The organism is Frateuria sp. (assembly GCF_035943815.1).
Classification (GTDB): domain Bacteria; phylum Pseudomonadota; class Gammaproteobacteria; order Xanthomonadales; family Rhodanobacteraceae; genus Frateuria_A.
In genome coordinates this window covers 208,142-220,616 of sequence record NZ_DASZBU010000005.1, presented here as the reverse complement: position 1 = coordinate 220,616, position 12,475 = coordinate 208,142, and the positions used below count along the sequence as shown (strand labels likewise).

Below are 12,475 nucleotides of genomic sequence, written 5' to 3'. Positions count from 1 at the left end.
TGCTGCCGCGCGGCGGCGCTCGGTCGCCTAGAATCGTCCGCAGGCCTCGCCGGTTTCCCCTCGTGCCCCCCACCCCGCGCAAGATCCTGCACATCGACATGGACGCGTTCTACGCGTCGGTCGAGCAGCGCGACGACCCCTCGCTGCGCGGCAGGCCGGTGGTGGTGGCCTGGCGCGGGGCGCGCTCGGTGGTGTGCGCGGCGAGCTACGAGGCGCGCGTGTTCGGCGTGCGCTCGGCAATGCCGGCGGTGCGCGCGGAGCGGCTGTGCCCGCAGGCGGTGTTCGTGCCGCCGGACTTCGTGCGCTACAAGGCGGTATCGCGGCAGGTGCGGGCGATCTTCGCGCGGTATACCGAGCTGATCGAGCCGCTGTCGCTGGACGAGGCCTACCTCGACGTCACGGAGCGCCGCAGCGGGCTGTCCTCGGCCACGGCCGTGGCCGAGGCGATCCGCGCCGCGATCCGCGAGGAAACCCGCCTGACCGCCTCGGCCGGCGTCGCGCCCAACAAGTTCCTGGCCAAGATCGCCTCGGACTGGCGCAAGCCCGACGGACTGTTCGTGATCCGACCGCACCAGGTCGAAGCCTTTCTCGCGCCGCTGCCGGTCGGCCGCCTGCCCGGCGTGGGCAAGGTGATGGAGGGCAAGCTAACGGCGATGGGCGTGGCCACCGCGGCCGACCTGCGCGCGCTGGGCCTGGCCGAGATGGAGCGGCGCTTCGGCCGCTGGGGCCGGCGTCTGCACGAGCTGTCCTGGGGCATCGACGAGCATCCGGTGCAGCCGGACCGGCCCACCCTGCAGGTGTCTTCCGAGGACACCTTCGAGCACGACCTCACACTGGATGAGCTGGAGCCGCACATCCGCCGCCTCGCCGAGAAGACCTGGGCCGGCCACCAGCGCGAGGAAGGCCGCATCGCGCGCACGGTGGTGCTCAAGCTCAAGACCGCCGACTTCCGCACGCTAACCCGCAGCTTCTCGCCGTCCACCCTGCCCGACTCGGCGCACGAACTGGCCGAGCTGGCCTGCGCGCTGCGCGCGCGCGTGGACCGCCCGGCCGGCACGCGCTACCGGTTGGTCGGGGTGGGACTGGCCGGCTTCGTCGAGCGCGACGGCTTTGTCGGCCAGCGCGACTTGTTCGACACTGTCGCGCCGCGCGACTGACCACCCGCACAAGGACACCCCATGCACCTGGAACTGCCGAAGGTACGGTTGGAGTCCTTCAAGGACTTCGCCAAGCATTATCTGATGATCGTGCTCAGCATCCTGACGGCACTGGGCCTGGAGGCATGGATCGAGCATGCGCACCACAGCCACGCGGCGGGCGAAGCCAGCCGGCGCATGGACGAGGAGCTGGCTCAGGTGATCGACGCCATCGGCCGGTCCACCGCGATCAACCAGAACGAGCTGGTCACGCTTCGCTCGCTCGACGCCATGGTCACCTCGGCGCTGGCCGCCGGCGTCGACGGCTCCGAAATCAACCGGCGGATCCACGCCCGCAGCACCGACTATCAGCTCAATGCCAACTGGCCGACGCTGTCGACCGTCGCCTGGGACGTGGCGGTCGCCGACCAGTCGGCCGGCTGGATCGATGCCGGCGCCCTGCAGCGCTATTCGGAGGCCTATACGGCCGAGCGCGAACTGGGCACCTGGCTGCAGCACGACTCGACGCTCGTGCTCGATGCGCCGCACCTGGTCGATACCCTGACCAGCCTGCAAACCGGCCATCCCCTCGATCCCTACGGCTTCCTGCTTTCGTTGCGGCAGATGGAAATGATGCTCGCATCGGAAATCTCCCATCTGCAGAGCACGGCCCGCAGGATCGCACCGGCGGTGCATGTCGCGGGCGCGGCCGGAGCCGGTTCGGCCTGAACGCGCCCCGTCAGCTTTCGTCCGCGATGGACGACCCGCGCGCCACCGCCTGGCCAGGGCCCGGGCAGTGGTGCCTGTACCTGATCGAGTGCGCGAACGGCGCCTGGTACGCCGGCATCACCAACGACCTGCGGCGCCGCTACGAAGCCCACGAAAGTGGACGCGGCGCGCGCTACACGCGGGCCAATCCGCCCCGGCGCCTGGTCGGCTGGCGCGGCTGTGTCGACCGGCCGAGCGCCCTGCGGGCCGAGGCGGCGATCAAGCGGCTGCCACGCAGGCGCAAGCTGGCCTACCTGCAGCAGGATGGTTCCCCGCCGCCGCTGGCGCCCGCTTGATCGATCACGCAAAAGAAAAGGCCCGGGCGATCCGAGCCTCTTCCACTGCGCATGGAACTCACTTCTTCTTCGGAAGGTACAGGTCGGTGATGGTGCCTTCGTAGACCTCGGCGGCCATCGCCACCGACTCGCTCAGGGTCGGGTGCGGGTGGATGGTCAACGCGATGTCGGCGGCTTCGGCGCCCATCTCGATGGCCAGCGCCAGTTCGGAGATCAGGTCGCCCGCATGCGGACCGACGATGCCGGCGCCGACCACGCGGTGGCTTTCCTCGTCGAACAGCAGCTTGGTGAAACCCTCGGTGCGGTCGATGCCGATGGCGCGACCGGAGGCGGCCCAAGGGAACTTGCCGACGCCCACCTTCAGGCCCTTTTCCCTCGCCTCGCGCTCGGTCACGCCGACCCAGGCGATCTCCGGATCGGTGTAGGCCACCGACGGGATCACGCGCGCGTCGAAGTGGCTCTTCATGCCGGCCACCACCTCGGCCGCCACGCGCGCCTCGTGGGTAGCCTTGTGCGCCAGCATCGGCTGGCCGACCAGATCGCCGATGGCGAAGATGTGCGGCACATTGGTGCGCATCTGCGTATCGACGTTGATGAAGCCGCGCTCGGTCACCGCGACACCGGCCTTGTCGGCGCCGATCTTGCTGCCGTTGGGCGAACGGCCGACCGCCACCAGCACGCGATCGAACACGGTGGTCTCGGGGATGCTCTCGCCCTCGTAGCGGACCTCGATGCCCTTCTTGGTGGCTTTGGCCTCGACGACCTTGGTCTTCAGGTGCACGCCCCTGAGCTTGCCGCCCAGGCGCTTGGCCAGCGGCTTGACCAGGTCGGCATCGGCGCCCGGGATGATCTGGTCCATGAACTCGACCACGGTCACTTCGCTGCCCAGGCCCGCGTACACCGTGGCCATCTCCAGGCCGATGATGCCGCCGCCGACGACCAGCAGCTTGTTCGGGATGTCCGTCAGCTCCAGCGCGCCGGTGGAGTCCATCACGCGCTCGTCGTCCCAGGGGAACATCGGCAGGCGCACGGCCTGCGAGCCGGCGGCGATGATCGCTTGCTCGAAGCGGATCAGCTTGGTGCCTTCGGCCGTTTTTACTTCCAGCTCGTGCGGCGAGACGAACGTACCGACGCCCTGCACCGTGCGTACCTTGCGTTGCTTGGCCATGCCGGCCAGGCCGCCGGTGAGCTTGCCGACCACCTGCTCCTTGAACTTGCGCAGCTTGTCCAGCTCGATCGTGGGCTTGCCGAAGCTGACGCCGTGCGCCGCCATGGCCTCGGCCTCGTCGATCACGGCGGCGGCGTGCAACAGCGCCTTGGACGGAATGCAGCCGACGTTGAGGCAGACGCCGCCAAGGCTCGCGTAGCGCTCGACCAGCACGGTATCCACGCCCAGATCCGCAGCGCGGAAGGCCGCGGTGTAGCCGCCGGGGCCGGAGCCCAGGACCACCAGCTTGCACTCGAGGTCGGGCTGGCGGCCGGACGCGCCGGCTGCCTGTGGCGCCTTGACCTCTGCTGCCGGGCGAGGTTGCGGTGCCGGGGCGGCAGCGGCTGCTGCCGGAGCGGGAGCCTGTGCCTTGCCCTGGTCCTGCCCCTGCTTTCCGGCGGCAGGAGAGGCCGCCCCCTCGGCTTCGAGGGTCAGGATCACCGCGCCCTCGGATACCTCGTCGCCCACCTTCACCTTCACGTCCTTGACCACGCCGGCGGCGCTGGAAGGCACCTCCATCGTGGCTTTGTCCGATTCCAGCGTGATCAGGCTCTGCTCCTTCTCCACGCGGTCGCCCGACTTCACCAGCACCTCGATCACCGGCACGTTGTCGTGGCCGCCGATGTCGGGAACCTTCACTTCGATCGTGTTCGCCATGGCCTGGCCCCCGTCAGAGCAGCAGGCGACGGATGTCGCCGAGCTGGTTGGCGAGGAAGGCGGCGAAGCGCGCGGCGAGCGCGCCGTCGATCACGCGGTGGTCGTAGGAGAGCGACAGCGGCAGCATCAGCCGCGGCGCGAATTCCTTGCCGTTCCACACCGGCTTGATGGAGGCCTTGGAGACGCCCAGGATCGCCACCTCCGGCGCGTTGACGATCGGCGTGAACGCCGTGCCGCCGATGCCGCCCAGCGAAGAGATCGAGAAGCAGCCGCCGGACATCTCGCTGGGGCCGAGCTTCTTCTCGCGCGCCTTCTTGGAGATCTCGCCCAGCTCGCGGGCCAGGTCCAGCAGGCCCTTCTGGTCGCAGTCGCGGATCACCGGTACGACCAGGCCATCGGGCGTGTCCACCGCGATGCCGATGTGGAAGTACTTCTTGAGGATCAGCCTCTCGCCGCTCTCGTCCAGCGAGGCGTTGAACTGCGGGAACTGCTTGAGCGCCGCCACCACCGCCTTGATCTGGAACACCAGCGGGGTGACCTTGAGGTCCTTGTTCTCTTCGCCGAGCTTCTTGCGGAAGGCTTCCAGCTCGGTGATGTCCGCGTCTTCGTGCTGGGTGACGTGCGGGATCATCGCCCAGTTGCGCGCCAGGTTGGCGCCGGAAATCTTCTGGATGCGCGAGAGCGGCTTCTCCTCGACCGGGCCGAACTTGGCGAAATCCACCTTCGGCCACGGCAGCAGGTTGAGCCCGCCGCCGGCGGCTACCGGCGCACCCTGCACCGGACGCGCGCCCGAGGCGAGCGCGTGCTTGACGTAGGTGCTGACGTCCTCGCGCTGGATGCGCCCGCCGCGGCCGGAGCCCTTGACCTGGTGGATGTCCACGCCCAGCTCGCGCGCGAAGGCGCGGACCGCCGGGCTGGCGTAGGGCGCGTCGCCCGGCATCACCAGCTTGCCGTCGAACGGCGGGCGCGCCTGCGGGCGCACGTCTCCTTCGGGCGGGTTGCCCGGCTGCACGATGCGGCTGCCGGGCTCGGGCGCCTTGGGACCACCCTGGCTGATCGGCAGACCGGTGGCGGACTGGGCATCGGGCGAGGACGCCGCCGCGTCCCGGCGGGGCGCGGCAGGCGCCGGGGCGGCGCCACCGGCGGCTTCCACCAGGGCGATCAGGCTGCCCTCGGAAACCTCATCGCCGACCTTGAGCTTGAGCTCCTTGACCACGCCGGCGAACGGCGCGGGTACTTCCATCGTGGCCTTGTCCGATTCCAGGGTGATCAGGCTCTGGTCCTTGGCGACCGTGTCGCCGACCTTCACCAGCACCTCGATCACCGGCACGTTGCCGTGGCCGCCGATGTCGGGCACGCGCGCCTCGCGCACGCCGCCGCCGGCGGAGGGCGCCGCGGCGGGCGCCACCACGGGGGCCGACTCCTCGACTGCGGCATCGCGCCCGCGCTGGCCCGACGGCGCGGGCGGCGGGACGGCCTGCGGAACCGGCGCAGCCTGCCTGGCCGGCGCCGCCGGGGCGCCTGCGGCCTCGATGCTAGCGATCACCGCGCCCTCGGACACCTCGTCGCCGACCTTGAGCCTGACCTCCTTGACCACGCCGGCGAAGGGTGAAGGCACCTCCATGGTGGCCTTGTCCGATTCGAGCGTGATCAGGCTCTGTTCCTTCTCCACGCGGTCACCGGGCTTCACCAGCACTTCGATCACCGGCACGTTGTCGTGGCCGCCGATGTCGGGGACGCGTGCTTCTTTGAGGTCGGCCATGGGATCTCCTGCGGATTGGGGGGCGCACCGCCCGGGGATGGCGGCCGCAAGGCTACCCATGATAGCGAACGGCCGTCCGCTTCGTCGTCCCCTTCGGCGCATTTTCCGGGCATGGCCATCCCATCGGGCATGCATGACCTTGTGCCGATGTGCCCGCCCCGGGGCGGGGCCTATGCTGCTCCCATGCGCGCTGCGCGGGGCGGCGCAGTGAGGAACACGCGTGCTGACCATCCGCCACCTGTCCAAGACCTACGCCAACGGCGTGCACGCGCTGCGCGGCATCGACCTGGACATCCCGCAGGGCATGTTCGGCCTGCTCGGGCCCAACGGGGCGGGCAAGTCCTCGCTGATGCGCACGATCGCGACGCTGCAGGATCCCGACCAGGGCTCGATCGAACTGGATGGCGTGGACCTGCTGGCCGACAAGAACGCCACCCGCCGGCTGCTGGGCTACCTGCCGCAGGAGTTTGGCGTCTACCCGAAGGAATCGGCCGATGCCACGCTGGACCACTTCGCCGTGCTCAAGGGCGTCACCGCCCGCGGCGAACGGCGCGAGCTCACCGAGGCGCTGCTGCGCCAGGTCAACCTGTGGGACGTGCGCAAGCGCAAGCTGGGCACCTATTCGGGCGGCATGCGCCAGCGTTTCGGCATCGCCCAGGCGCTGATCGGCAGCCCGAAGCTGGTGATCGTGGACGAGCCGACCGCCGGCCTGGATCCGGAGGAGCGCAACCGCTTCCTGAACCTGCTGGCGGAGATCGGCGAGAAGGTGGTGGTGATCCTGTCCACCCACATCGTGGCCGACGTGACCGACCTGTGCCAGCGCATGGCGATCATCGGCCAGGGCCAGGTGCTCCTGACCGGCGAACCGCGCGAGGCGATCCGCAGCCTGGAAGGGCGCGTGTGGCGCCGCACGATCGACAAGGCGGAGCTGGACCACTACCGCGCCCGCATGACCATCCTCTCCACCCGCCTGGCCGGCGGGCGCACGCTGCTGCATGTGCTGGCCGACGCGGCGCCGGAGCCGGGCTTCGAGCCGGTGGTGCCGGACCTGGAGGACGTCTACTTCGGCCGCCTGCGCGCGCAGGCCACGGCGCGCGCGGCCTGAAGGTGACCATGCGCACGCTGCTGGAGATCTTCCGCTTCGAATGGCGCCAGCAATGGCGCGCACCCCTGTTCTGGATCATGGCGCTGGCCTTCGGCGCGCTGGCCTTCGCGGTGGCCGGTACCGACGCGGTGGCGATCGGCGGCGCCAGCGGCAACGTGCTGCGCAATGCGCCGATGGTGATCGTGCGGCTGGTCAGCGCCTTCACCGTGCTCGGCATGCTGGCGTGCGGGGTGTTCGTCGCCGGTGCGGCGCTGCGCGACTTCGACCACGACACTGCCGAGCTGATGTTCTCCACGCCGGTGCGCCGCGGCGCCTACCTGGGCGGGCGGCTGGCGGCCGGCTACGCGGCGGCGGTGGCGATCATGCTGGCGGTCGCGCTGGGCGTGGCGCTGGGCGGCGCGATGCCGTGGATCGACCCGGCGCGCATCGGCCCGGTCGACTGGCGCGGCTATGCCTGGGCCTATGGCGTGATCGTGCTTCCGGACATGCTGTTCGTGGCGGCGCTTTTGTTCCTGCTCGCCACCGTGACGCGCTCGCTGCTTGCCACGTACATCGGGATCATCGCCTTCGTGGTGCTGCTGTCGCTCTCGGGCCTGCTCACCCGCGACATCAATCATCACTTGGTCGCGGCCATGCTCGACCCGTTCGGCGGCCGCACGTTGGGCATCGTCACGCGCTACTGGGCGGCCGACGAGCTCAACCATCGGCTGCCGGCAGTGGAAGGCCTGCTGCTGTGGAACCGGGTACTGTGGCTGGGCGTGTCGGTGGTCCTGGCTGCCATGGCGTTCGCGCTCTTCCGTACCGACCGCGAAGGTTTGCGGCTGCCGCATCGCCGGGCACGCGCCGAGCCGCCGCTGCTGGCCCCCGCCACGAGCGCCTCGCGCATCACCCTGCCCGCCGCGCGGCTGGCCCACGACCATCGCGCGCGCCTGGTGCAGCTGCGCACGCTGCTGGCCTTCGACCTGGGCCAGGTGCTGCGCGGCGTGCCGTTCCTGGTAATGCTGGTATTCGGCCTGGTGAACCTCGTCTTCGCGCTGGCCTTGTCCGGGGAGATCTACGGCACCCCGACCTATCCAGTCACGCATGCGGTGCTGGAGACCGTGCAGGGCAGCTTCCAGTGGCTGCTGCCGATCATCCTGGCGTTCTATGCCGGCGAACTGACCTGGCGCGAGCGCGACCGCCACACCGCCGAGGTGGTCGACGCCTTCCCACTGCCGGATGGGCTGGCACTCATGGCGCGGCTGCTGGCGCTGGTGACGGTGGTACTGGCCTACCTGGCCATCGGCGACCTGGTGGGCATCGCCTGGCAACTCGGCCACGGCTACACGCGCCTTCAGATCGGCCTGTACCTGGCCACGCTGGCGCTCGATGCCACGCCATTCGTGCTGCTGGCCGCGCTGATGCTGTTCTTCCAGACGCTCGCGGGCAGCAAGTTCCTTGGCTACCTGCTGGCCATCGTGTGGCTGGTGGCCTCCCTGATCGGCTTCCCGCTGCTGCACTTCGACCACAACCTGGCGATCTACGGCCACGCTTCGTCGGTGCCGTATTCGGACATGAACGGCTTCGGGCATTTCCTGGCCGGCGCGCTGTGGTTCGACCTGTACTGGGGCTTCGCGGCGGCCGCGCTGCTGGTGGCGGCGGCGCTGTTCCACGTGCGCGGCACCGGCCAGACCTGGCGCGAACGCGTGCGCGAGGCGCGCGCCCGGCTGCGCCGGCCGGCGGTGGTCGCGCTGGGCCTGGCGCTGGCCGGCTTCGCGCTGACCGGCGCCTGGATCTTCTACAACACCAACGTGCTCAACCATTACGAGAGCAGCGCCGAGGCCACGCGCAAGCGCGCCGACTACGAGAAGGCCTACGGCAAGTACAAGGGCCTGCCGCAGCCGCGCATCAGCGTGGTGCGCACGCAGGTGGACATCGACCCCTACGGCCGACGGCTCGGGATCCGCGGCCACTACGTGCTGGTCAACCGGCACGACCGACCGATCGACACGCTGCACGTCAACTTCGATACCGACTTCACCCTCAAGTCGCTCGATTTCGCGCCGCACGAAACGGTGAGCGACGACGCGCGGCTGGGCTATGCCATCTACCGACTGAAGGCACCGCTCGCACCCGGCGCCTCGATGGCCTTTGACTTCGACATCGAGTACGCGCCGCGCGGCTTCACCAACGAGCCTTCCGGGCAATTCCTGGTGGCCAACGGTTCGTTCTTCGACAGCCGGGTGCTGCCCCACTTCGGCTACCAGACCGCGATGCAGCTGACCGACCGCGGCGACCGGCGCAAGTACGGCCTGCCGCCGGACGTGCCGCGCATGCCCAGGCTGGGGGACGCGAAGGCGCGCAACGACAGCTACGTGAGCAACGACGCCGACTGGATCGACTTCCAGACCACCGTCTCCACCGCCCCCGACCAGATCGCGCTGGCGCCGGGCTACCTCACCCGGACGTGGACGGCGAACGGCCGGCGCTACTTCACCTACGTGATGGACCGGCCGATGCTCGACTTCTACTCGTGGCTGTCGGCGCGCTACGCGGTGAAGAAGGACAGCTACGAAGGCATCGCCATCGAGGTCTACTACGACCCGGACCATGCCTGGAACGTCGACCGCATGATCCAGGCGGCCAAGGACGCGCTGGCCTACTACCAGGCGCACTTCACGCCCTACCAGTACCGCCAGCTGCGCATCCTGGAGTTCCCCAACTACCGGCAGTTCGCGCAGTCCTTCGCCAACACGATTCCCTACTCCGAATCGCTGGGCTTCATCGCCGACCTGCACGACCCGGCCAAGATCGACTACGTCTACTACGTGACCGCGCACGAGGTGGCGCACCAGTGGTGGGCTCACCAGGTGATCGGCGCGGACATGCAGGGCTCGACCATGCTGAGCGAGTCGCTCGCGCAGTACTCGGCGCTGATGGTGATGAAGCACAGGTACGGCCCCGACCAGATGCGCAAGTTCCTCAAGTACGAGCTGGACAAGTACCTGATGAGCCGCGCCACCGAAACCGTTGCCGAAGAGCCGCTGGCCAGGGTGGAGAACCAGCAGTACATCCACTACAACAAGGGCTCGCTGGTCTTCTATGCGCTGCAGGACTACGTCGGCGAAGACGCATTCGATGCGGTGCTCAGGCGTTTTCTGCTCGATTGGCAGTTCCGCGGCCCGCCCTATCCCGACTCGCAGGACTTCATGGACGTGCTCGCCCGCAGCCTGGACTCGAAGTGGAAGGGTCTGCTGGACGATCTGTTCTGGAAGATCACGCTGTTCGACAACCGCATCAGCGAGGCCAGCGCGGTGAAGCTGCCGGACGGGCGCTACCGGGTGACGCTCAAGGTGCATGCGGGCAAGGTGTACGTCGACGGCAGGGGCAAGGAAACCCCGGCCGAGCCGGACGTGCCGGTGGACATCGGCGTGTTCGCCGCACCCACGGGCAAGGGCCTTGACGGCAAGCCGCTGTACCTGGAAAAGCGCCTGCTGCCGGCGGGCGACAGCACCATCACGCTTACCGTCGCGGGCGTACCGGCCGAGGCGGGCATCGATCCGTACAACGAGTTGATCGACCGCGTATCGGGCGACAACCGGCGGGCAGTGACGGTGCAGTAGCTCCGCGGCCCGTCCCGATGCCGAGCCTTCCCCGCGTGGTCGGGGAGCATCCTCGCTTGGCGCTCGCTGCAGGATCGCCCTCTCAGCCTGCCTTGGCTGCCTCGGCCTGCACCATCGTCATCTGCCGTTGCGGCACCGCGATGCGGATGTTCTCCTTGGCAAAGGTTTCCTTGATCGCGCGAAGCAGGTCGGTCTGCGTGCCCCACAGGTCATCGCAGCGCGTCCAGGCGCGCACGATCAGGTTCACCGTGCCCTCGCCCACGTTGCCGGTAACCACCGTAGGCGGTGGTTGCTTGAAGATGCGCGGGTCGGCATCGAACAGCTTTTCGATCAGCGCCATCGCATGGCCGATGTCGTCCTGCATGCCGATCGGAATGTTCAGCTCGAAGCGGCGCGTGCCGCGTCGATTGGCGTTGATGATCGCGTCGGCGCCGATCTTGGCGTTGGGCACGATCGCTTCGCGGTTGTCCGGCAGCACCAGCAGCGTGTACATCAGATTGACTGTTTCCACGGTGCCGTCGACACCGCCGGCATGGATGAAATCGCCGGCGTGGAAGGGCCGGAATATGATCAGCAGCACGCCCCAGGCCAGGTTGCTGAGCGAGCCCTGCAGGGCCAGACCCAGCGCCAGGCCACTGGCACCGAGCGCCGCGACCAAAGGCGCGGAGGGCACGCCGGCGGTGATCAGCGCGCTGACCACCAGCACCGCGATCAGCACGCCATAGATCAGGTTGCGCAGGAAGCCCACCAGCGTGGCGTCGACCTCCGCCCGGTGCATGGCGCGCTGGACCAGGTTGGCCACGCGCGCGGCCAGCCACATGCCCACCAGCAGGATCAGCAGCGCGATGAGCAGCTTGATGCCGATTCGAACGGCTTCCTCGGAGAAATGGATTCGGGCGAGCAGGTCGAGCATCGGTCCACTCCGCGGGCGAAGTGCCCGAGCCTAGCAGGGCGCGCGTGAGGGCCTGGCACGCAGACCTGTGCCTGGCGCAAAAAAAAGCCGCGCCGGCTGGGGGAACCCGGCGCGGCCGATGGCCGCCTGAATGGTCGATGCAGGAGAGCGGCCGGCCCGCCCAGCCGTGGGGTAGTCGGCTAGCGGGTCCCGGGCTTCGTCTTGGCGGAAGCCTCGTTGTCGTGTTCCTGGCGGTCGACCAGCGCCAGGCGCGAGCCGTCCTTGAGCCGGAATTCGAACTGCTGCTGCAGCTGGTCCAGCCGCGCCAGCTGCGGGCACAGGGCGTCGGCGCGCTCGCCGAGCTTGTCGGCCCGGGCATCGACTTCCTTGTCGATGGCCTTGTCCAGCGAATCCGCGCGCGCCTCGAGCGCGGCCACCTGGCTCTGGTCGCCGCTCAGCGCCGCCTTGACCGCCTTGGCGGTGACCGTGCCCACCAGGGTGGAAATGGCGTCACCGACCTGGTGATCCATCAGGTCCTCGACGCTGTGCTTGCGCCACACGCCCTGGCCCAGGCCGTTGTCGACGCTGGCCAGTGCCTGACGATGCTGCGCGTTGAGCTCCGCGGTCAGTCGGCTGCGCTCGGCCGGCTCGTCGGCGAACGTGGCGACCACCGTGGTGAGCGCGTCGAAGCCGATGCCCACGCCTTCGCGGGCGATCGCCGCCACTTCCGGCAGCAGACGGCGCACCTGACCTTCATACTCGCGCAGACGCGCGGCGTCGCCGGCCGAAACCGCCACCGCGCGGCCATCCACGCGCAGCGTGCCGTCGTGCATGAACACGCGCCCGGGCGTGCCGTCATCGCGATCGAAGGTGATGCCGCCGGGTTGCACCTGCACGTCGTAGTCGGTACCGAAGCTGCATTTGTGGTCGTGCAGGTGCACGCCGTCGGCCTGGGCGGGCAGGCCGAGCGCCAGGCTGGCGGCGAGCGCGAGGGTGGTGATCAGCGGACGCATCGCGGCGCTCCTGTCGGCGGTACGGAACGAGCTTCCA

General features: G+C 69.2%; 9 protein-coding genes. 5 read left to right on the top strand and 4 right to left on the bottom strand.

The annotated features are described in order from the left end of the window. The first annotated feature begins 62 nt into the window (after positions 1-62). From dinB to VGU65_RS02635, 3 genes are read left to right on the top strand one after another with little or no spacing between them, the layout of a single operon-like run. A complete protein-coding gene (gene dinB, locus VGU65_RS02645) occupies positions 63-1,157 on the top strand; it encodes a DNA polymerase IV (protein WP_327472613.1) in 1,095 nt (364 codons plus the stop codon). Between the two features lie 21 nt (positions 1,158-1,178). Beyond that, complete coding sequence (locus tag VGU65_RS02640; RefSeq protein WP_327472612.1) at positions 1,179-1,865, top strand: hypothetical protein; 687 nt, start codon at positions 1,179-1,181, stop codon at positions 1,863-1,865. A 26-nt stretch (positions 1,866-1,891) separates the two neighbouring features. Continuing rightward, the gene (locus tag VGU65_RS02635; RefSeq protein WP_327472611.1) at positions 1,892-2,200 is read left to right on the top strand and encodes a GIY-YIG nuclease family protein; all 309 of its coding nucleotides are present in this window, start codon (positions 1,892-1,894) and stop codon (positions 2,198-2,200) included. A 58-nt stretch (positions 2,201-2,258) separates the two neighbouring features. Here the strand turns inward: VGU65_RS02635 and lpdA are convergent, their stop codons facing one another. Both lpdA and aceF read right to left on the bottom strand, forming a co-directional pair. Then, positions 2,259-4,064 carry a dihydrolipoyl dehydrogenase gene (gene lpdA / locus VGU65_RS02630; protein WP_327472610.1) on the bottom strand — a complete coding sequence of 602 codons (1,806 nt, stop codon included), beginning with the start codon at positions 4,062-4,064 and terminating at the stop codon, positions 2,259-2,261. A gap of 13 nt (positions 4,065-4,077) precedes the next feature. Continuing rightward, positions 4,078-5,826, bottom strand: coding sequence for a dihydrolipoyllysine-residue acetyltransferase (aceF, locus tag VGU65_RS02625; RefSeq protein ID WP_327472609.1), 1,749 nt, complete (start codon positions 5,824-5,826; stop codon positions 4,078-4,080). A gap of 220 nt (positions 5,827-6,046) precedes the next feature. Here aceF and VGU65_RS02620 point away from each other — a divergent pair, with 220 nt between their 5' ends. Both VGU65_RS02620 and VGU65_RS02615 read left to right on the top strand, forming a co-directional pair. After that, positions 6,047-6,931, top strand: a complete 885-nt coding sequence (locus tag VGU65_RS02620; RefSeq protein ID WP_327472608.1) for an ABC transporter ATP-binding protein — start codon at positions 6,047-6,049, stop codon at positions 6,929-6,931. Positions 6,932-6,939: 8 nt separating this feature from the next. Beyond that, a complete protein-coding gene (locus VGU65_RS02615) occupies positions 6,940-10,533 on the top strand; it encodes an ABC transporter permease/M1 family aminopeptidase (protein ID WP_327472607.1) in 3,594 nt (1,197 codons plus the stop codon). An 82-nt stretch (positions 10,534-10,615) separates the two neighbouring features. Here the strand turns inward: VGU65_RS02615 and VGU65_RS02610 are convergent, their stop codons facing one another. Continuing rightward, positions 10,616-11,446 (bottom strand): mechanosensitive ion channel family protein, encoded by an 831-nt coding sequence (locus tag VGU65_RS02610; RefSeq protein ID WP_327472606.1) that lies wholly within the window; start codon positions 11,444-11,446, stop codon positions 10,616-10,618. A gap of 179 nt (positions 11,447-11,625) precedes the next feature. Beyond that, positions 11,626-12,438 (bottom strand): DUF2884 family protein, encoded by an 813-nt coding sequence (locus VGU65_RS02605; RefSeq protein ID WP_327472605.1) that lies wholly within the window; start codon positions 12,436-12,438, stop codon positions 11,626-11,628. Between the last annotated feature and the right edge of the window lie 37 nt (positions 12,439-12,475).